Source organism: Sphaerisporangium sp. NPDC005289, from assembly GCF_040607455.1.
GTDB classification, from domain to species: Bacteria; Actinomycetota; Actinomycetes; order Streptosporangiales; family Streptosporangiaceae; genus Sphaerisporangium; species Sphaerisporangium rhizosphaerae.
On the sequence record NZ_JBEXGS010000003.1, the window covers coordinates 24,772 to 45,007 of the forward strand.

17 protein-coding genes are annotated in these 20,236 nt (G+C 73.4%); 9 read left to right on the forward strand and 8 right to left on the reverse strand.

Annotated elements, in window-relative coordinates:
* The 3 genes from ABZT47_RS05810 to ABZT47_RS05820 are packed head-to-tail and all read right to left on the reverse strand — an operon-like array spanning position 1 to position 5,247.
* The gene (locus tag ABZT47_RS05810; protein WP_354836630.1) at positions 1 to 1,218 is read right to left on the reverse strand and encodes a hypothetical protein; all 1,218 of its coding nucleotides are present in this window, start codon (positions 1,216 to 1,218) and stop codon (positions 1 to 3) included.
* Between the two features lie 38 nt (positions 1,219 to 1,256).
* Complete coding sequence (locus tag ABZT47_RS05815; RefSeq protein WP_354836632.1) at positions 1,257 to 4,511, reverse strand: DUF4153 domain-containing protein; 3,255 nt, start codon at positions 4,509 to 4,511, stop codon at positions 1,257 to 1,259.
* 52 nt (positions 4,512 to 4,563) lie between these two features.
* Positions 4,564 to 5,247, reverse strand: a complete 684-nt coding sequence (locus tag ABZT47_RS05820) for a response regulator transcription factor (protein ID WP_354836634.1) — start codon at positions 5,245 to 5,247, stop codon at positions 4,564 to 4,566.
* An 80-nt stretch (positions 5,248 to 5,327) separates the two neighbouring features.
* Between ABZT47_RS05820 and ABZT47_RS05825 the strand changes: the two genes are divergently transcribed.
* Positions 5,328 to 6,221 (forward strand): arylamine N-acetyltransferase, encoded by an 894-nt coding sequence (locus tag ABZT47_RS05825; RefSeq protein WP_354836636.1) that lies wholly within the window; start codon positions 5,328 to 5,330, stop codon positions 6,219 to 6,221.
* A gap of 226 nt (positions 6,222 to 6,447) precedes the next feature.
* Here the strand turns inward: ABZT47_RS05825 and ABZT47_RS05830 are convergent, their stop codons facing one another.
* Both ABZT47_RS05830 and ABZT47_RS05835 read right to left on the reverse strand, forming a co-directional pair.
* Positions 6,448 to 7,767, reverse strand: a complete 1,320-nt coding sequence (locus tag ABZT47_RS05830) for a cellulose-binding domain-containing protein (RefSeq protein WP_354836638.1) — start codon at positions 7,765 to 7,767, stop codon at positions 6,448 to 6,450.
* A gap of 175 nt (positions 7,768 to 7,942) precedes the next feature.
* Positions 7,943 to 8,998, reverse strand: a complete 1,056-nt coding sequence (locus ABZT47_RS05835) for a helix-turn-helix domain-containing protein (RefSeq protein WP_354836640.1) — start codon at positions 8,996 to 8,998, stop codon at positions 7,943 to 7,945.
* A 485-nt stretch (positions 8,999 to 9,483) separates the two neighbouring features.
* Here ABZT47_RS05835 and ABZT47_RS05840 point away from each other — a divergent pair, with 485 nt between their 5' ends.
* A complete protein-coding gene (locus ABZT47_RS05840; protein WP_354836642.1) occupies positions 9,484 to 10,428 on the forward strand; it encodes an LLM class F420-dependent oxidoreductase in 945 nt (314 codons plus the stop codon).
* A 273-nt stretch (positions 10,429 to 10,701) separates the two neighbouring features.
* The gene (locus ABZT47_RS05845) at positions 10,702 to 10,893 is read left to right on the forward strand and encodes a hypothetical protein (protein ID WP_354836644.1); all 192 of its coding nucleotides are present in this window, start codon (positions 10,702 to 10,704) and stop codon (positions 10,891 to 10,893) included.
* 104 nt (positions 10,894 to 10,997) lie between these two features.
* Here the strand turns inward: ABZT47_RS05845 and ABZT47_RS05850 are convergent, their stop codons facing one another.
* Entirely contained in the window at positions 10,998 to 11,318 is a 321-nt protein-coding gene (locus tag ABZT47_RS05850) for a DUF3817 domain-containing protein (RefSeq protein WP_354836646.1), read from the reverse strand.
* A 49-nt stretch (positions 11,319 to 11,367) separates the two neighbouring features.
* Entirely contained in the window at positions 11,368 to 12,375 is a 1,008-nt protein-coding gene (locus ABZT47_RS05855; protein WP_354836648.1) for an SURF1 family protein, read from the reverse strand.
* Positions 12,376 to 12,497: 122 nt separating this feature from the next.
* Between ABZT47_RS05855 and ABZT47_RS05860 the strand changes: the two genes are divergently transcribed.
* Both ABZT47_RS05860 and ABZT47_RS05865 read left to right on the forward strand, forming a co-directional pair.
* On the forward strand, positions 12,498 to 12,668 hold the full coding sequence (locus ABZT47_RS05860) for a hypothetical protein (protein ID WP_354836650.1): 171 nt from the start codon (positions 12,498 to 12,500) through the stop codon (positions 12,666 to 12,668).
* Positions 12,669 to 12,906: 238 nt separating this feature from the next.
* Positions 12,907 to 14,403 (forward strand): NAD(P)/FAD-dependent oxidoreductase, encoded by a 1,497-nt coding sequence (locus ABZT47_RS05865; RefSeq protein ID WP_354836652.1) that lies wholly within the window; start codon positions 12,907 to 12,909, stop codon positions 14,401 to 14,403.
* A 40-nt stretch (positions 14,404 to 14,443) separates the two neighbouring features.
* Here ABZT47_RS05865 and ggt read toward each other — a convergent pair whose 3' ends face one another.
* Complete coding sequence (ggt, locus tag ABZT47_RS05870) at positions 14,444 to 16,276, reverse strand: gamma-glutamyltransferase (RefSeq protein WP_354836654.1); 1,833 nt, start codon at positions 16,274 to 16,276, stop codon at positions 14,444 to 14,446.
* A 172-nt stretch (positions 16,277 to 16,448) separates the two neighbouring features.
* Here ggt and ABZT47_RS05875 point away from each other — a divergent pair, with 172 nt between their 5' ends.
* From ABZT47_RS05875 to ABZT47_RS05890, 4 genes are all read left to right on the forward strand, one after another.
* Positions 16,449 to 17,609, forward strand: coding sequence for a histidine kinase (locus ABZT47_RS05875; RefSeq protein ID WP_354836656.1), 1,161 nt, complete (start codon positions 16,449 to 16,451; stop codon positions 17,607 to 17,609).
* Positions 17,606 to 18,253 carry a response regulator transcription factor gene (locus ABZT47_RS05880; protein ID WP_354836658.1) on the forward strand — a complete coding sequence of 216 codons (648 nt, stop codon included), beginning with the start codon at positions 17,606 to 17,608 and terminating at the stop codon, positions 18,251 to 18,253. The genes ABZT47_RS05875 and ABZT47_RS05880 overlap by 4 nt, the downstream gene beginning before the upstream one ends.
* Positions 18,254 to 18,444: 191 nt before the next feature.
* Positions 18,445 to 18,717, forward strand: a complete 273-nt coding sequence (locus tag ABZT47_RS05885) for an SHOCT domain-containing protein (protein WP_354836661.1) — start codon at positions 18,445 to 18,447, stop codon at positions 18,715 to 18,717.
* Between the two features lie 285 nt (positions 18,718 to 19,002).
* Positions 19,003 to 20,217, forward strand: a complete 1,215-nt coding sequence (locus ABZT47_RS05890) for a sulfite exporter TauE/SafE family protein (protein ID WP_354836663.1) — start codon at positions 19,003 to 19,005, stop codon at positions 20,215 to 20,217.
* The last annotated feature ends 19 nt before the right edge of the window (positions 20,218 to 20,236 follow it).

The following is a 20,236-nucleotide window of genomic DNA, read 5'->3' on the forward strand; positions in this document are numbered from 1 at the left end:
TCAGGCTTCGCGGCCGAGGGCTCCGGGGATGCGGTCCAGGACGCTGTACGGCACGAGCCCGTAGGCGTGGAAGTCCACCGCGTCGCCGCCCGCGGCCCGCACCGCGCGGACCTTCGCGGCCAGCCGCTCCTCGGAGTCGGTGTCCGGCCTGCCCGGGCGCAGCACGACGCGCAGCTCCCTGTCGTTGCCGACCGAGCGGCGGTAGGCGCCCACGTCGTCGGCGACCCTGGCGGCGTCCCTGGCGTAGGCGAGGACCCCGAACGACGGGACCAGGTCGCCCAGCGCCACCAGGTCGACCCCGAGCTGCCAGGCGTCGTGCGCCGCGAGCCCGGCGGGCGGCAGCCCATCGGCGTACCCCTTGCGGTGGCCGGTGCCGTCCAGGAAGGTCAGCGTGGCGCCCTCGGCGGCGACGGCGGAGGACACCTCGCTGACCAGGGAGGTCACCGTCTCGGACCGGGCCCGCGCGTAGGCCACCACGTCCGGCCCCGCGTACGCCGTCAGCGCGGCCCGCGTGACCTCGCCCTGCGCGGGCGGGTCGCCGTCGAGCACCCCGCCGACGATGCGCGCGCACTCCTCGCGGGCGACCTCCGCCTTGACGCCGAGATCGGTCGCCCGCCGCATGCACCACGTGCAGAAGCACAGGGAGAACAGGAACTCGTCCATCGGACCGAGCGGGACGAAGCACCTCTCTTGCTGGTACCCCTGGGCGAACCCCCCGAAGTGCAGGGACTCGGCGACCACGCTGTCGACGCCCTGCCGGGCCGTCGCCCTGGCCAGGGCGACGGCGTACAGGCGGACGTCCGGATGGGCCGGGCACAGCGCCGCGGGGAAGCCGCGCCCGCCGAAGCAGTCGTGCACCGTGACGTCGGGGTTGGCCAGGCCGAGGGTCAGGTCGTGCAGGAACACCGCCCAGCCGTGCAGGGCCATGCCCCGTTCGGCCGCGGCCGAGCGCAGCGCCGCGAGCGGCTCGCGCTCGGCCCCCGGCTGGACGGGCGGCGCGAGCCGCAGGCCGGTGAACAGGTCGGCGGGCGGCGGGAAGTGCACGCCGTCGGAGCGGACGGTCACCCGCGAGGCGCCGTGCGGGGTGACGTCACGGGCGCCGTGGTAGGCGGCGGCGACCGTCACCTCGCGCACGCCGTAGCCGGCGATGCGGTCGAGGACCCGCCCGGCGCCCTCGTCGCGCACGTCCTCGACGTAGACGTATACCGAACCGTGCACCGCAGCCGTGCCTTTCGACGAGCCCGCCCGTGTCTGACCTATGTCCCAGGCGACCTTATATCCTCCCCGCACGCCGAGGACGGCTCCATCGGAGGCCGGTCGCCGAGCAGATCACGGGCGTGCTCGCGCGCCAGGTTCCACCCGTTCCAGCCGTCCCGCGCGCTCAGCCGCCGCACCGACGACATCTGTGACAGCAGGCAGTCGCGCACCTGAGGGGGCAACCCGTCGATGGCCGGCACGGCGTCGGCGCTGAGGTCGGTGATGTAGTTGAAATCGAGCTCCGAGATTTTGCGGATGCCGAGCTGCGACTCGGCGACCCGCAGGTCGGGGTTCCAGATAGCGAACGTCAGCAGCGACAGGGCCGTCACCAGCACCACGGTGCGCGGCAGCCAGCCCGCGTCCCGCCGCGCCAGCCGCATGGCGCCCGCGACCAGCACCAGCGCGAACACCGCCGCCAGCCACCAGATCGCCGCGACGACCGAGGCGCGCAGGCTGGACAGCCCGTAGGCGTCGATGTAGAGCCCGAGGCGGTGCAGCGCCGAGGCGAGGATCACCAGGGTGAGCCCGCACAGGACGCCGAGCAGGCCGGCCAGCAGCAGCCGTTCGCGACCCTGCGCGGCCACCACCGCCGTCGCGACCGCCACCAGGCCGAGCACGAAGACGCTGACCGTGACCAGCTCGAAGAATCCCGATCTGGCGTATTCGGCGTAGGTCAGCCCGGCGGTCTCCATCACCCGCCGGTTCCCGCCGAACAACGTGCTGATCTGCACGGCCACGAAGGCGGCGAACAGCAGGTCCAGCGCGCCGAGCGGGATGGTCCACAAAACGAGGCTCACCCGCCTGCGGGCCCGGCGGCCGGCCGGCTCGACCGCCGGGCGCAGGGCGACCAGCGTGGCGGCCCCGACCAGCGCCGCGAACACCCCGAAGAGCACCAGCCGCACCGGAACGGACGAGGCCCAGGCGGGGGCGGTGAACACCTCGGAGACGAACGAGGCGAAGACGGCGTCGGCCGAGGCGAACAACACGCCGAACACCAGCAGGAGCACCGCCGTGATGACCAGCCCGGCGAGCATCGGCGCCAGGGTGCGCCTGCGGTCGACGGCCTTGATCGGTTCCAGGAGGAACCACGGCAGCGGGAAGACGGCCAGGACCACCGAGAGCCCTCCGCGGATCACGCCGGGCCAGCCCCGCCCCGCGCCGGAAACCGCCAGCGCCGCCAGGCCGAACCCCGCGAGCAGCGAGGGGCCGACCAGCCACTCGGCGTCGCGGACCAGGGCCACCGCCACCAGGGCGTACGCCAGCAGGCCGAAGGCGGCCGTCCATGGGGTGATGCGGCGGCGCGCCGCCGGGAGCACGGCCGCGCCGGCGGCGACGGCCACCAGCACCACGCCCAGCCCGGCCCGCGCGTCCGGCAGGGCGATCGCCGCGAGCAGACCCACCGCCGCCGCCACGGGCAGCAGCCAGCGGGGCGTCGGGGGGAGCGCCGGGCGCGGCAGCAACGGCGGCGGCACATAGTCCGGCGGCGCCCCCGTGGTGGCGCCGGACTGCGTGGGCGGCCGGGAATCCTGGACGGGCGGCTTCACGGCGGAGAACGATCCGCTCGCGGTCCGGCCCTCGGCCGCGGCGACGGACTCCCGGACGGTGCCGGACTCCGCGCCGGTGCCGGACTCGGCGACGGTGCGAGGTGCCGCAGTGGTGAGCGGTCGCGCGGCGATGGAGTCTGAGATCGCGGCCGGTGACTCCGCCGCGCCCGGCACCGGCTGCGCCGTCGGCTCCCCGGACGGCTTGGGCCTCCGGGGCACGACGAGGACGGCCGGAGCGTCAGGAGCATCGGGAACGCCCGACATGGCGGACACGGCGGACTGCTCCGCGATGCCTACGGCCTCCTCCTTCGGATCTTCCGTGTCTTCGCCGGCCCGCGCCGGGACACGCGGGCCGGGCGGAAGGGCGGCGGCGCCCGGCCTGGAGATCGAAGGTGTGTCGCCGGTCGGGGCGTCCGGGGCTTCGGCGGTGCTCGAGGGTGCGTCCGTTCCGGGATCGTGCCGCGACCGGGCCTCCGTCGTGGACCGCTGGACGGCGCCGGACGGTTGGGCCGCCCCGACCGGGGCAGGTGTCGTGCGCGGCGGCCCCGGCTCGGCGCCACCGGCCCTGGACACGGGATCACCCGACCTGGACGCGGGACCACCGGACCTGGACACGGGATCACCCGACCTGGACGCGGGACCACCGGACCTGGACTCGGGATCACCGGACCTGGACGCGGGGTCGCCGGGCGGGTCGTCGGGGAGGTCGCTCATGACCGTGGTCCTTCCGGGGAGGTCGACCACCATGCGGCAGCCGGAGGTGGTGTCGGCGACCCGCACCGAGCCGCCGTGCAGTTCGACGATCTCCTTGACGATGGCCAGGCCGAGGCCCGCGCCGCCCGCGTCGGCCGCCCGGGCGGCGTCCAGGCGGGAGAACCGCTCGAACACCCGGGGCCGCTCCGGCGCGGGGATGCCGGGCCCCTCGTCGGTGACGCTGAGCCGCACTCCGGAGCCCGCCGGGCGGGCCTCGAGCCGGACCGCGCCGCCGGACGGGCTGTGCCGGACGCCGTTGTCGAGCAGGTTGGCCAGCACCTGGCCGAGCAGCGCGGGGTCGGCGTGGACGCCCAGTGCGGCGGGCACCGAGCTGGACAGCGCCACCTCCTCGCGCGCGAGCCCGGCCTCCCGGACGGCCTGGGCGCACAGCGGGCCCAGCTCGACGGGTTCCGGCTCGATGGGCCGCGCGCCGGAGTCCAGCCGCGACAGGTCGAGCAGTTGCGCCACCAGCCGGCCGAGGCGCTCGGTCTGGGTGAGCGCCGTGCTGAGGGTGGCGTTGTCGGGCGAGGAGACGCCGTCGACGAGGTTCTCCAGCACGGCCTGCAGTCCGGTGATGGGGGTGCGCAGCTCGTGGCTGACGTTGGCCACCAGTTCACGGCGCTGCCGGTCCACCTCGCCGAGGTCGGCCGCCATGGCGTTGAACGCCCGCGCGAGCTCGCCCACCTCGTCGCGGGAGGTGGCCCTGACGCGCATGCCGTACCGCCCCTTGGCGATCGTCTGGGCGGCGGCGGCCATCTCGCGTAGCGGCCCGGTCATCCCCCGGCCGACGAGCTGCACCATTCCGAGGCTGAGGACGGCGGCGAGCCCCATGCGGGCCCAGGGGACGACCCCCAGCGAGCGGCCGTACTCGTTGAGCGCGAAGGCCGTGGCCACCGCGAGCAGGATGACCAGCCCGATCTTGATCTTCACCCGGCCCAGGAAGTCGAGCGGCCTCACGACGCGCCTTCCTTTCCCCCGGGGCGCGGGCCGTTCGGCGTGGGACGGGGGCTCATGGCTTGACCAGGGCGTAGCCGACGCCGTGGACCGTCCGGACGATGCCGGAGCCGAGCTTGCGGCGCAGGGAGCGCACGTGGCTGTCCACGGTGCGGGTGGCGGCGGCCTCGGAGAAGCCCCAGATGTCCGACAGCAGCCGTTCGCGTTCGAAGACGTGCCCGGGGCGCTCGGCGAGCCGCCTGAGCAGGTCGAACTCGGTACGCGTCAGCTGCGCCTCCACTCCGCGCACGAAGACCCTGCGCTCGGCCGTGTTGATCTCCACGTCGCCCGCGCGGATCACCGTGTCCTCGTGGGCGAGCTGGGCGGCCCGCTCGACCCGGCGCAGCAGGGCGTGGATCCTGGCCATCAGCTCGCGCATGCTGAACGGCTTGGTGAGGTAGTCGTCGGCGCCGACGCCGAGGCCGACGAGCACGTCGGTCTCCTCGCCCAGCGCGGTCAGCATCAGCACCGGAACCGGCCGCGCGGCCTGCATCCGCCGGCACACCTCCAGGCCGTCGAGGCCGGGCAGCAGGCGGTCGAGCACCACGAGGTCCGGTTCGGCCTTCGCGTACGCGGCCAGCGCCTCCTCGCCGTCGTCGGCGATGCGGACGTCGAAGCCTTCGGCCATGAGCCGGCTCCGCACGGCGAGGGCGATGGTGTTGTCGTCTTCGACCACGAGGATGCGTCGCTGGTCTGTCACGGTGGGAAGCCTAGAACCCGGTCGTGCAGACTATCCGAAGGCATATGTGCAGATCTGATGCAGCTTGATTAGCTTGCCCCGTGACGCGATCTTTGGATGTCTCCACCTATCTCCGCCGTATCGGCCTGGGCGGGCTTGACGGGCCGCCGAGCGTCGAGTCCCTGGTGCGGCTGCACCGGGCGCACGTCGAGCGCGTGCCGTACGAGTACTTCCACATCTGGATGGACGAGCCGACCTCGGTGGAGCCGCTGGAGTCCGCCGGGCGCATCCTGCGCGGCAGGGGCGGCTACTGCTTCCATCTGAACGGCGCCCTGTCGCTGCTGCTCGCGGCGCTGGGGTACCGGGTGGCCCGGCACGTGGGCGGGGTGCAGGGCGGGGCGGACTCCCCCGTGGGCGTGACCGGCAACCACCTGGCGCTCACCGTGTCGGGGCTGCCCGCGGAGCGGTGCCCGGACGGGGTGTGGTTCGTGGACGTCGGCCTCGGTGACGCCCTTCACGAACCGCTCCCGCTCGTCGAGGGCGTCCACCGGCAGGGCCCCTTCGAGTACCGGCTGCGGCCCTCCGAGGCCGAGCCGGGCGGCCTGCGGTTCGACCACGACCCGCGCGGCAGCTTCGTCGGCATGGACTTCCGCGCCGAGCCGGCCGAGATGTCGGCCTTCGCCGTGAAGCACCAGGAACTGTCGGCCTCGCCGCAGTCGAGCTTCCGGTCGGTGATGTCGGTGCAGCGGCGCGACGCCGCGGGCGTCGACTGCCTGCGCGGCCTGAGCCTGAGCCGCATCGGCTCGGAGGAGGGGACCTCGGTGCTGTCGGGCCGGCGCGACTACTTCGAGGCGCTGGCCGACGTCTTCGGCCTGACCTTGGACGATGTCGCCCCGGAGCGCAAGGAGCGGCTGTGGCGGCGGCTGAGCGAAGCCCACGAGAGGTGGCTCGCGAGCGCCGGGGCGCCCCGGGAGCCGGAACCGGCCGGCGGCTGAGAATCCCCGCCGAAGTCCCGGTCCAGGCGCCCGCGCACCCGATCGCGCGGCGAGCACCGGCCGCCTCCGGTGCGGCAGGCCGGCGCGCGTCCGGCCGCGCCGAGAAGGACCGGGACCCTGCGGACCGGACGAAGGGCCCGGGACGGACGAGTGGTCCGTCCCGGGCCCTTCGCGGATCGGGCGGCGAATCGTTCGTCACGCCCACCGGCCGGTGGGCGTGACGGGTTCAGCAGGAGAGCGGGGAGGAGCCGAAGGCGACGTCGTCGTACCAGATGGTGTCGGAGTCGCTGCCGTAGCTCTCCCAGCCCAGGCGCAGGGTCGCCGGGCGCGGAGCGGTCGTGCGGCTGAGCCACTGGGAGTCGATGTCGCGGGTGGGCGTCTGGTCCAGGTGCAGGCCGGGGACCTCCTGGTCGTCCAGGTAGGTGCTCATCGCCTGCTTGGTCGTGTCGATCTGGTAGCGCAGGCAGACCCAGCGGCCGGTGGGCAGCGGCCTGCTCTGCGAGACCCCTGTGGGGCTCTGCTCGGGCAGGGTGGCGTCGTCGGACTCGCGGTTCCACTGCAGCGCGCTGTTCTGCCCGCCGATGCGCAGGTCCTTGTTGCCGTTGGCCGAGTCCGCCATGGTGATCATGCTGACGTGCGTGGCGGGGAGGGCGGTGGTGTGCCTCACCCACATCCGCGCGTACACCACGGGGCCGATCGTGGAGACGTTCTTGGTGGTGCCCACGAAGATGTGGTTGCAGTAGTTGCCCCCGCCGCTGATCTTCAGCGACTTGCCGCCGCTGTGGGTGGTGGAGGAGTCGATCGTCGCCGTGCCGGTGCCCGAGCAGTTCGGCGTGACGACCTGCCAGTCCCCGCTCGGCGAGGAGGACGTCTGGTCCTCGAAGCCGGAGCACACCACGGCGCCGTTACAGCCGGGCGGCGGGCTCACCGTCGGCGTGGGCGTGGGCGTGGGGGTCGGCGTGGGGGTCGGCGTGGGCGTGGGGGTCGGCGTCGGCGTCGGCGTGACGGTGGGGGTCACGGTGGGCGTGGGTGTGGGCGTGGGGGTCGGCGTCGGGGTGGGAGTGGGCGTCGGACCGGTGCCGTTGCAGTTGACCCCGTTGAAGGTGAAGTCGGACGGGACGGGGTTGGCGGAGGCCCAGGTGCCCTGGAAGCCGAAGTCCGCCGACGCCCCGGTGGCCAGGTTGCCGTTGTAGGAGGCGTTGGCGGCGGTCACGGCGGTCCCCGACTGGGTGACCGTCGCGCTCCAGGCGTTGGACACCTTCTGGTCGCCGCCGAACACCCAGCGGAGCTGCCAGCTCGTGACCGCGGACCCGAGGTTGGTGACCTTGACCGAGGCGGTGAACCCTCCGGCCCACTGGTTCACGGTGTAGGCGACCCTGCACACGGGGTCCGCCGCGGAGGCGGCGCGGACCGGCAGCAGCATGGCGGCGACCGCGGTCACCGCGGCCAGGACCGCGAGAAGTTCCCGCCTTCCGAAGCGGCGGAAGGCGGGCCATACGGACGACGGTGGCGGCGAGGCCGGGGGGCCGGACAGGGGACCACTCATGGAACAGCTCACTTTCTGCAGGCCGCTGACAAAGTGGGAGCGCTCCCACGCGCCGGACCGGGATCGCTCCGCCGCGCTCGATCGCCGATGGTCGTCCGCTTGACCACCGCCTGTCAACGACACCGCCCTCGCCCGTTCACCGACCTCGGACGAGCCTGTGAGCCGGCTGAATCTTTCAGCTCACGTGCCCCGCGACGGGGAACGGCTCGGGGGACGCGGGCGGCGGCCGGTCACGGCGGGGATGCTCGCGTCGCGCGGGCGGCACGTACCCCGTCAGGTCGAAGTGGATGCGCCTGCGCTCCAGCACGCCGTCGCACGCGAGGCAGACCAGCACCGGCGTCAGGACCTCGCCGCAGTACCTGTGGGTGATGACCAGCCGGGCGTCCTCGGGGACCGGCAGCTCGCGCTGCGCCCACTCGACGAGGAAGGCGAAGACCTCGAAGAAGGCCAGCCCCTTCTCGGTGAGCCGGTAGAGACGGCAGGAGTCGGCCGTGAGCACTCCGACCTCGACGAACCGCTTGAGCCGCTCGGTGAGCACCGAGGGCGCGATGCCGAGCCGGCTCTGGAAGTCGACGAACCGTTTGACGCCGAGCAGCGCGGCGGCCAGGACCGCCGTGCTCCACCGGTCGCCGAGGATCTCCATCGAGTGCGGGCAGTAACCGACGTGGTCGCCGCCCCGCAGGGTGCGGCGATGGTGACGCGGCAGGCCGATGCGGACGAACGAGGTGCGCGGCCCGAGTTCGGTCGCGGTGTCGCGGGCGCCGACCGGACGCCGGCAGGCCCCGCACGCCAGGTAGGGACGGGCGTCCTGGCCGCAGATGTCGTGGGTCGGGCCGAGCAGGTTGGGGCCGTCGGCCCAGTCGCGTTCCCAGCCGTGGATGGCGAGCAGGAAGGACCACAGGCGCAGGCCCGCGCCGGTCAGCCGGTACTCGTAGCGGGTTCGGCCGTCGCGGTAGGCGACGGGGGCGAGGATGCCGTGGCCGACCAGTTCCTTCAGGCGCGTGGCGAGCACGGACTCGGAGATGCCGAGCTCGTCGCGCCACCCGGCGAAGGTGCGTACGTGCAGCAGGAAGGCGCGCTGGATGATGAGCAGCACCCAGCGGTCGCCGAGCATGCCCAGGGCACGGCCGAAGGCACTGAGATCGGTGTCCGCGCCATCGGCCTCGGCGTGCAGGGCCGCGGGCCAGGACAGCGGATTTTCGGGATGGTATCCCTTTTGGGTGATATTCACCCTAGATGCGGGATGTTGTGCGACTTTCTGGTCGATCTCGGCCGAATGAACTCCGGCCGCGACCGATAACTCCTTGGTGTTCACCGCGTCAACTCTAAGTCACATTCTCCGGCTCTCCCATCGGGCCGCCGATCGAGTGAGATTGCGAGCTGACTTTTTTCATCGTAGTTTCCAAGAATGGCGGTGGAGCCGATCGCGATGGCGACGGCCGCGATGGCGACGGTCGCGGACGAGGCGGGGCGGACAGGGCCCGGCGGACACCCGTCCACCTCGTCCCACGAGCCGTTCCCTCCCACGTCCGCACCACCGCCACGGAGCCGGACAGCTCCGATGATTCGGCCCCATAACCGACTGATGACGCCTCCAGCACGACAGTGGTGGGGCCGGTCTTTCATGGGGTTGACTGAACGCCTCGCAAGGACGGTGGCGGGGGCGTGCCGTGCGAGGCGTCGCGGCTCCCCCGGGCGATGGCAGGAGCGTTACACATGAGGCTCAGCGTCTCCGTCGGGCTATGGCAGGATCGCCCGGCCGGCGAGGCGGTGCTCACCGCGCAGATCGCGGACGAGCACGGCTATCCGGAGATATGGGTGGGGGAAATGGCGACCTACGACGCCTTCGCCCTGGCCACGGCGATCGGCGCGCGCACGCGGCGGGCCGCGCTCACCGTCGGCCCGCTGGCGGTGAACGTGCGCGACCCCATGATGATCGCGATGGGCGCCGCCTCCGTCGCCGACCTCACCGGCAGGCCGGTGGGCGTCGCGCTCGGCACCTCCACACCCGTGGTCGTGGAAGAGTGGCACGGCAGGTCCCGGTCCGGCTCCGCGGCGGCGCTCCGCGAGGCCGTCCAGGCGCTCCGGCCGCTGCTCGACGGCGAGAGGTCCGACTTCTCCGGCGCGCACGTCGCCAGCCGGGGGTACCGTCTGCGGCTCGCGGCCCCGCGCTCGACGATCAGCGTCGCGGCCTTCGGCCCGGCCGCCGTGGGGGCCGCCGCGCTGGCCGACCGCATGGTGCTCAACCTGCTCACGCCGGCCTCGGCGGCCCGCCTGATCACCGACCTGCGGCTGCTCTCCCCCACGACCAGGGTCGCCGCCTGGGTCGCCGCCGCCGTGGACCCCGACCAGGCCGCCATCGAGCAGATCCGGCGCGCCCTGGTGCCCTATCTGTACGCGCCGGGCTACCGCGAGATGTTCGCCCAGGCGGGTTTCGAGGACGTCGTCGCCTACGCCCGCACCGAACCTCACCCGCGCGCGCTGCTGGCCGCCATCCCCGACGGCATGCTGGAGGCGGTCGCCCTGATCGGCGACTCTGTGGAGATCATGGACCGCCTCGACGCCTACGAGGAGGCGGGTGTGGACGAGGTGGCGCTCGTCCCGGTCAGCACCGAGAGCGACCCGTGCGGCGAGGCCACGCTGAAAGCCCTCGCCGACTGACGCCACGACAAGCCCGCACCTGACGCCACGACGCCGAAGGCTCTGCCGGCCGCGCGACCCCGGCGGCCCTCACGACCGCGCCCCGGCTCCTCCGGCGGCTCTCACGACCGTGCCCCGGCTCCTCCGGCGACTCCCGCGGCCGGGACCGCGACACGCCACTGCCCCTCGCCGGCGGTGCCCGGCGGAACTCCGCCCCGGCGGCCGCTCGTTGAGGTGACGACGCAGAATGGGCGGTGGGGACCTCCCCCGTCCGGCGAACAGAAAGGCCCGGCAATGTCGCCACTGTCGAAGTACTACGTGGGCGCGGCGATCGCCTCGATCCTCGCCCTTCTCCTGCTGCCTTCGCTGGTGGCCTGGATCCTGGTGATCGTCCTGCTGGGCGGCCCGGTGGCGGCCTACTTCATGCTGGACGAGTCCCAGCGTGCCCGGCTGCGCCGCGTCCGCAGGCGCCAGATCGGCGGCTGACCACCCGGGGAGCACCCCGGCCAGGGCCGCGGCCCGGCGGCATCCGCCCGGTCCGGCCGCGCCGCGTGACCGGACGGGCGCTCCGTCCTGTCACGCGATGGCGCTCACGCCGCCGCGACCGCCAGCTGCCGCCGCACCCGCTCGGTCACCTTGCGCTCGATCACGAACGACAGGAACGGGATGGTGCCGGCGAGCAGCACGCCCAGGGTGTACGGCCACGACCAGCGGGCCTTCAGCCCGAGGTTGAGCGCGGTCAGCAGGTACACCGCGTAGACGAAGCCGTGCACGGGGCCGACGACGGCGACGGGGGTGGCGTTGTCGAAGCCGTACTTCACGACCATGGCCGCCACCAGGACGAGCAGCATGCAGCCGACGATGTAGGCCAATACCCGGAACGGTTTGAGCGCGGATTCCACGACGATCATTACCTCGCTAGCTGAGCGGTCACCACACGATATCCCGGAGGGAGGGCGGTCACTCCCGCGGGGACGCGCCCGCGGCCCGAGCGCCCGCAGCCCGAGCGCCCGCGGCCGGAGCACCCGCGGTTTCCGCCGCCGCGCCGTGCTCCCGTCCGGCCGCCGCGACATCCTCCGGTCCGGCGGCCGCGACGTCCTTCCGTCCAGCGGCCGCGACGTCCTCCGGTCCGGCGGCGCCCGGGCCGTCCTCGCCGGAGCCGCCTTCGCCGTCATCCTCCTCGCCGCCGGCGGCGTGTCCGGGGCGGGCCGCGCGCACCGTGTCGCGGACGAAGTGGAACCACATGAACACCGCGAACCCCGCGAAGATCCACCACTGGGCGGCGTAGGCGAGGTTGCGCCAGGTGAAGCCGCCGCTCTCGGTGGGCGGCGGCACGGCCACCGCCCGCACGGCCGACCCGGCCCGCGGCACGGCCCCCGTCTGGTCGGTGGCCACCACGAATCCGTCCCGCAGCCGGACGCCCCGCCAGAGATTGACCAGCTCGGCCGTGGAGACCGTGGCCACCTGCCCGGCAGGCAGCGGGGCCGTCCGCCGCCGGGCGAAGTCGGTCGGCTCGGGCGGCAGGACGCGCCCGCTCACGGTCACCGCGCCGTCCGGGACGGCCGTCGCGGGGTCGGTGGGAGAGGGCACCCAGCCGCGGACGACCGGGATCACCGTCCCGTCGGCCAGCGTGAGCGGCGTGAGCAGCCAGTAGCCGTCGTCCCCGCCGGTCGCCGCGCCGCCGCCGGTCTCGACGGTGGGCGCGCGTTCGGCCACCAGCAGTTGGCGCGAGGAGTCGTAGGCGCCCTGGGCGGCGACCCGGCGGCCGCCGGCCGCGGCGGGCATGCGCCCGCCGGGGGGCACCAGCGTGGTCAGCGCGACCGGCGCCGGGTCGGCGACGGCGTGCGGCCGCCCGGACTCCTCGAACACCCCGAGCTGCCAGCGGCCGAGGAAGGCGAACGCGACGACCAGCACGATCGTGACCAGGTGCAGGCCCACGAGGCGGGGCGACAGCAGCGTCCGCAGCATGCCACCACGCTATCCGTCCGGGCCCGCGGTCCCGCCCGCCGGTCGGGCCTCCCGCCCTTGGACTGACTCCTAACTGGCATAAAGGGCGTCAAGCCATGCTGGGGATGGCTAAAGTTCCTTCCATGTCGGAACCTCAGATTGATCCTGCTGGTAACACCCAGCAGTTCAAGGCCTTCGCCCAGCGCCAGGAGCCGGAGGCCGCCGCGCCGCAGCGGTCCCGCCTGGTCCCCATCGTGGCGGCCGTGGCCGCCGTCATCGTGATCGCCGTGGTGGTCTTCCTGCTCGTGAAGTGACCACCTGACAGGTGCCTCGCGCCGTCGGCGACCGCCGTCGGCGCTTTCACCATGCCCACGAGAGCCCCGAGCCGGGGTCTGCGTGCGGTCCCCCGAGAGTCGCGAGGGCCCGCGAGGGTCCGCGAGGGCACGGCACGGCAGCCCGTATCGTGGATCGGACCACCGTGAAACGATGGACGGCGCGTCCCGGGCCGCGCTTCAATTGGATGGCTCATCCAATACCGGGTAGGGAGACGGCATGGCAGCCACAGGCCCCGCCAACGCCGACGGCACGGCGGCCAAGGGCCCCGGCATCACCATCATCGGCGCCGGCTTCGCCGGGCTGTGCATGGCGATCAAGCTGAAGCAGGCCGGCTACCACGACTTCGTCGTCCTGGAGAAGGACTCCGAGCTCGGCGGCACCTGGCGGGACAACACCTATCCCGGCTGCGCCTGCGACGTCCCCTCCCCCATGTACTCCTTCTCCTTCGACCTCAACCCCGAATGGACCCGCCTGTTCGCCCCGCAGGGGGAGATCTGGGGCTACCTGCGGACATGCGCGGAGAAGTACGGGCTCGCGCCGCACCTCCGCCTCGGCACCAAGGTCGCCGCGCTGGAGTACCAGGACCGCGAGCGCCGCTGGCTGGTGAGCACCGAGGACGGCGGGACCTTCACGACGAACGCGGTCGTCGCCGGCATGGGCGGGCTGCACGTCCCCTCCGTGCCCGAGATCCCCGGGCGCGCGTCGTTCGCCGGACCGGCCTTCCACTCGGCCCGCTGGGACCACTCGGTGGACCTGACCGGCAAGCGCGTCGCGGTCGTCGGCACCGGAGCCTCCTCGGTCCAGTTCATCCCCCAGATCGCCCCCGTGGTGGAGAAGCTGAGCGTCTTCCAGCGGACGGCGCCGTGGATCCAGCCCAAACCGGACATCCCGCTGACCGAGCGGACCAGGCGCACGCTTCGCAGGTTCCCGCCGGCGGACCGCGCGCTGCGCGACGGCATCTACTGGCTGCTGGAGACCCGTGCCCTCGGGTTCGCCGTCGACCCTCGCCTGATGAAGGTCCACGAGGCCGTCGCCCGGCGGCACCTCGCCTCCCAGGTGGCCGACCCCGAGCTACGGGCCAGGCTGACGCCCGGCTACACGATCGGCTGCAAGCGCATCCTGCTGGCCAGTGACTACTACCCGGCGCTCTGCCGGGACAACGTCGAGCTGGTCACCGACCGCATCACCGAGATCCGCGACCACTCGGTCGTCGACGCCACCGGGCGCGAGCACCCCGTCGACGTGATCATCTACGGCACCGGGTTCAAGGTCGCCGAGTCGCTGGCCCAGCACCCCATCATCGGCAGGGACGGGCTGAAGCTCCAGGACGCCTGGCGGGACGGCATCCGGGCCTACCTGGGCACCCTCACCGCCGGCTTCCCCAACCTGTTCATACTGCTCGGCCCGAACACCGGCCTCGGCCACACCTCGGTCGTCTTCATGATCGAGGCTCAGGTGCGCCTGGTCATGTCGTGCCTGCGCCTGCTCTCGGCGACCCGCGCGAGGGCTCTGGACGTGCGGCCCTCAGCCGAGCGCGCCTACAACGAACGGCTCCAGCGGCGGCTGCGGCGCCTGGTCTGGTCCGAGGGCGGATGCACGAGCTGGTACCTGGACGGCAAGGGCACCAACCGCGCGATCTGGCCGGGCTTCACCTTCGAGTTCTGGGCGCGCACCCGCGCCGTGAAGTCCGGCGACTTCGAGCTGATCGGCTGACCCGCGCGACCCGGCCGGCGGGTCGTGCGGGTCAGGGCCGTCAGGGCCGGGCGGGGGTGACCACCAGCGCGCTGCCTCCGCCCCTGCGGGACGGCTCGGCGACCGCCTGGACCTTGCCTTTGCCGAGGAACTCAAGGCCGGTGGCCGCGCCGATCTCTCCCACCGGCGGTCCGGGAACGAGCGTGAGGGTGTGGCCGCGAGCGGTCAGCTCGGCCCCGTAGCGGTCGATGAACGCCTGCTCGGCCTGCGTCGCGGCGGCGTTGCGCTGGCTCGCCCTCGGCGCGGCGACCGCGTCCGGCAGCGACATGCCGAACTCGTACCGGTTGACGAGGATCTGCAGCACCGTCGTGATGATCGTCGCGCCGCCCGGCGAGCCGATCGCGAGCAGAGGCCTGCCGTGCTTCAGCACGATCGTCGGCGCCATCGACGAGCGGGGCCGCTTGCCGGGGGCCGGCAGGTTCGGGTCGCCGGGGGCCGGGCCGAAGGTGAAGTCGGTCAGCTCGTTGTTGAGCAGGAACCCGCGGCCGGGGACGACGATGCCGTTGCCGCCGGTCTGCTCGATCGTGATGTTGTAGGCCGCCACGTTCCCCCAGCGGTCGGTGACCGCCAGGTGGGTGGTCTCCGGCCCCTCGGGCTTCTCGGCCTGCCCCTCGGCGCCCTTCGCGGGCGCCGGGTCGCCGCTGGGGACGGCCGTGCCCTCGAACTGGCAGCCCGCGTAGGAGCCGTCGGGCGAGCCGGGAGCGGCCGGGTTCGGCATCGCGACGTCCCCGATCAGGCAGGCGCGCTCCTTGGCGAACCCGTCGGACAGCAGCTCCTTGAGCGGCACGTCGACGTAGGCGGGGTCGCCCACGAACTTGTTGCGGTCGGCGAAGGCCAGCCGGGACGCCTCGAGGTACTCGTGCAGGCCGACCTTGGGCAGCGCCTGGAGGATCTTCAGCGCCTCGCCGACCGTCGAGCCGCCGGAGGACGGCGGCGCCATGCCGTAGACCTCCATCGGGCCGTAGCCGACCTTGGTCGGCGGACGCTCCAGGGCGCGGTAGGCGCGAAGGTCGGACAGCTCCATCAGGCCCGGCCGCACCACCCGGGTGGACCCGGGCTTGACCGGCGGCCTCTTGACCGTGGCGATGACCTCCTCGCCGAGCCGGCCGCCGTACAGCCACTCGCCGCCCCGCCGGCCCAGCTCGCGGTACGTCGCGGCCAGGTCGGGGTTGCGGAACACCGACCCCACGGGCGGCGGGGCGCCGTTCGGCAGGTACAGGGCGGCGGTGGAGGTGAACGCGGCGAAGCGGTCGGCGTTCTGCGCCGTCTGGTCGTAGAACGTCTGGTCGACGGTGAAGCCGTTCGACGCCACGTCGACGGCCGGCTGGAGCGCCTGCTTGAGCGAGAAGGTGCCGTAGCGGCGCAGGGCCAGCTCCCACTGCGCCACGCTGCCCGGCACGCCCGCGGAAAGGCCGCTGGTCACGGCGTCGGCGAAGGGGATGGCGGCGCCGTTCTCCTGGAAGGAGGTCTCGGTCATCGCCTGGGGCGCCTTCTCGCGCCCGTCGATCGAGATCACCTTCCCGCGCCGGGCGTCGTAGTAGACCAGAAACCCGCCGCCGGCCAGACCGGCGGAGTACGGCTCGGTGACGCCGAGCGTGGCCGCCGCGGCGACCGCCGCGTCCATCGCGTTGCCGCCGCGCTTCAGCACGCTCAGCGCGGCCTTGCTGGCGTCCAGGTCGACGGTCGAGACGGCCCCGCCGTACCCTTCGGCCACCGGGACCTTGGCGGCCGGCTGCCCGTGCGGGGGCCCGCCGAGCGCGGGCGAGGCCGCGGCGACGCCGGGCGGGGCGACGAGCGCGAGGGAGGCGGCGACCCCGACGAGGGGAACGGTCATGCGGCGAAGGCTCATGGCGGACCTCATTCCTAGATCGCACCAGCATTGACTCACAGCATCACAACCGGGGTCAACAACGATCCCCTGGCCCCCGCTCGTACACCGGGCACGGTAGACACCCCTGCCACTCTGGGCGGATGCGCTGGTCAGCGGGTTGACGTACCGTTCACGGGTGCGCGCCAAAGCTCCCCATTGGGTCGATCCCATGCTGCCCCTGCTGGCAGGCATGGCGCAGATCTGGGGCACCATGGCCGCGCAGAGAGGCCAGGTGCACCCCGGCGACCCGCTCACCCGCCTCCCGCTCGACCCGCTCGGCTTCCTGCTGCTCTCGCTGGGGCCGCTGGCCCTGTCCGCGCGCCGCGCCCACCCGGTGCTCACACTGTGGTCGATCGTCGCGCTGACCGCCTTCTACGTGTACAGGGGCTATCCCTACGGGCCGGTGTTCCTCAGCCCGATCATCGCGATCTTCAACACCGTGCAGATGGGGCACCGGCGCTCCGCCTACCTCGCCGGCGGCGCCGTCTGGCTGTTCTTCGTCGCCTACGCCACCTGGCTGCTGCCCCATAGGGAAGGGTGGTTCCACCACGCGAGCGTGGGCGCCATCATCCTGGTGGTGCTCACCGTCGCCGAGGTGGTCCGCGGCCGCCGCGACCAGCGCGCCGAGCGCGAACGGGTGAGCGAGGAGGAGTCCAGGCGGCAGGCCAGCGAGGAACGCCTGTCCATGGCGCAGGAGCTGCACGACGTGCTCGGGCACAGCATCTCCCTCATCCACGTCCAGGCGTCCACCGCACTGCACCTGATCGACGATCACCCGGAGCAGGCCCGCACGGCGCTCGCGACCATCAAGCAGGCCAGCAAGGACGTGCTGACCGAGATGCGCTCGCTGCTCGGCGTCCTGCGCGACGACGCTCCGCGCTCGCCCACCGCCGACCTGAGCCAGCTCGACGAGCTGATCGAGCGCAGCGGACCCGACGTCACCAAGCGCGTCACCGGCGCACCCCGGCCGCTGCCGCCCGGCGTCGAGCGCGCCGCCTACCGCATCGTCCAGGAGTCGCTCACCAACGCGACCAAGTACGCGCCCGGCGCCCCGGCGACGGTCACGCTCGCCTACGGCCACGACCGGCTCACCGTCCTGGTCGAGGACGGCGGCGCCACCGCGCCCGGCGCGCTCGCCGGAGAGGGCGGCGGCAACGGCATCCCGGGCATGCGCGAGCGCGCCACCGCCCTTGGCGGAACCCTGACGGCAGGCCCGCACGGGCAGGGCTTCCGCGTCGAGGCCGTGCTCCCCATCCCGCCCGCGGCGGAAACCGACCCCTCCGAGGACACCGAGTGATCAAGATACTGCTGGCGGACGACCAGGCCCTCGTGCGCGCGGGCTTCCGCGCCCTGCTCGATGCCCAGGAAGGCATGACCGTGGTCGCCGAGGCCTCGGACGGGGCCGAGGCCGTCCGCCTCGCCGAGCGGCACAAACCCGACGTCGTGCTGATGGACATCCGCATGCCCGGCATGGACGGGCTCACCGCGACGCGGAAGATGCCCGGGGCCGTGAAGGTCATCATCCTGACGACCTTCGAGCTGGACGAGTACGTGTTCGAGGCCCTGCGCGGTGGCGCCAGCGGCTTCCTGGTCAAGGACACCGAGCCGGCCGAGCTGATCCAGGCCGTCCGCGTCGTCGCGGCGGGCGAGGCGCTGCTGTCGCCGAGCGTCACCCGGCGGCTGATCGCCGAGTACGCCTCGCGGGCCAAGGAGCCCAGGACGACGGCCGGCCTGGATCAGCTCACCGAGCGCGAGCGCGAGGTGCTGACGCTGGTCGGCACCGGGATGACCAACGACGAGATCGCCGCCAAGCTCTACATGGCTCCCGCCACGGCCAAGACCCACGTCAGCCGCGCCATGATGAAGCTCGCCGCCCGCGACCGCGCCCAGCTCGTCGTCATCGCCTACGAGTCCGGCCTGGTCAAACCCGGCTGGATCTGATCCCCTGCCCCCTCCGGCGGCGCCCTGCGACGCCGGCGGTAGGCGGGTGAGCGGGTGCCGTACGACGCCGGTGGTAGGGCGGAGAAGCGTGCGCCATCGGGCGCGGTAGCGCGGGGCGCGCCCGCGGGGCGATGCCGCGCGAGGCCGCGCGGAGGAGTGTTGAGGCATCCGAACGAAACGAGGAGCGACAGATGCCGTACGCACACTGGGGACCCGGCCCGTGGTGGCCGATCATCCCGATCTTCTGGGGACTGTTCTGGGTGACGCTGGTCGTGCTGGTCTTCCGGTCGCGCAAGGGGGGCTGGACGCCGTTCGCGGGCGGCACTCCCCCGTGGGCGGCCCGCGCCGCGGCGTCCCCGACGACCTCGGCCGAGAAGATCCTGGCCGAGCGGTACGCCCGGGGCGAGCTGAGCGACGAGGAGTACTTCGAGCGCATGTCGGTACTCAAGGGCGCCGCCACCTGACACCCGCGGAACGCCCCGCCCACCCGGCGCGCCTCAGGGGGCGGGGCGTCCGTCCACCGAGCGCACCGCACGAGGTGGGCTTCCCGTACACCGAGCGCACCGCACGAGGGTGGAGGCCTCCCGCGTCCACCCCCTGGACTCGGCAGGACACGGCCGGACGGTTATCGCACTGTCACTGTTCGTCACCGCCATCATCGGTTACCTTCCGCTAGTGACTCCTTACGGAGAGGACCGCGTGCGGCCGAACGCACCGCGACCGGCTAGGCCGTCCCGGGCCGGACGGGCGTGACGCCCGCGGCCCTGTTCGCCGGCGGGCTCGCCGCCGGTCTGGTGGCCGGCACCGCGTCCTGTACGGCGGTCCAGGGCGGCGTCCTCATCGGCCTCGCCCGAGGACGGGGCGGACGCGGCGTCGTTCCGGCATTCATCGGAGGGCGGCTGCTCTCTCACGCGGCGGCCGGCGCGCTGCTCGGCCTGCTTGGGGACGCCGTACGGCTCCCGCCGCCCGTCCGCGCGGCGCTGCTGGTGGGAGCCGGCATCGCGGTCGTCGTCTACGCCGTCCGCCTCGCGCTCAGCCGGAGCCCCGGCCCCCCTTGCTCCACGAGCCCGTCTCCTCCCGGCCCCGCCGGATCCCCGGGCGCGCACTCGGCGGGTCCTCGCGACCCGCACTGCGCGGAGGGCCCGGTTCCGCGCCGCGCCGGTTCTCCGGCTTCCCCCTTCGACGGCCCCGAGAGCCGCCGCCCGGCCTGCCCGGACGGCGCGGGCGTGCCGGGCCCGTCCGGGCGGTGGGAGCGGGCGAAGCGGTGGGGGGCGCTGGCGCGGCCCGCGTCACTGGGGGGTGCGACCGTGCTCATCCCCTGCGGAGTGACGCTCACCACCGAGACGGTCGCCGTCTCCAGCGGGTCGTGGCTCGGCGGAGCGGCCGTCATGGCGGGGTTCGTCGCCGGAACCGCACCCGGCTTCGCCGTCCTCGGGCTTCTGGTCCGCCGGGTGGCCGCGAGGAGGCTCGCGGCCGTCGCGGCGGCGGGCGCGCTGGTGGCGGGCGCGGCGACGGTCGTCGCGGGTCTGCGCCTGGGCGGCTGGCCACCGGCCGACGGCGGCCCCGACACCCCACGGAACGCCGTCTCCGCCGTCTCGGGGGCCGGGCGGGGCGGGCCGGAGGCGGCGCGGGCGGTGGTCCGGGCGGACGGCACGCAGGTGCTCACCATCTGGTCGACCGACCACGGGTACCGTCCGGGCATCGCCGCCGTCGATGCCGGGCGGCCGACGGAGATCGTCTTCCGCACCCGCGGCAACCGGGGATGCACGCGGTCGGTCACCCTCCAGGGCCGGGACCTCACGCTTCCCGAGAGCGGCGCCTTCACCGTACGGCTGGCGCCGCAGAATCCGGGAACGCTCCGCTATGTATGCGGGATGGGGATGTATGTCGGAATTATCAACATAAACAAACCTGGCGTGGCGGACCCGCCCGAGAACCCCACCCACCCTGGCCAGGGAGGCTAGCGGGTCAAACGCGTTCCGC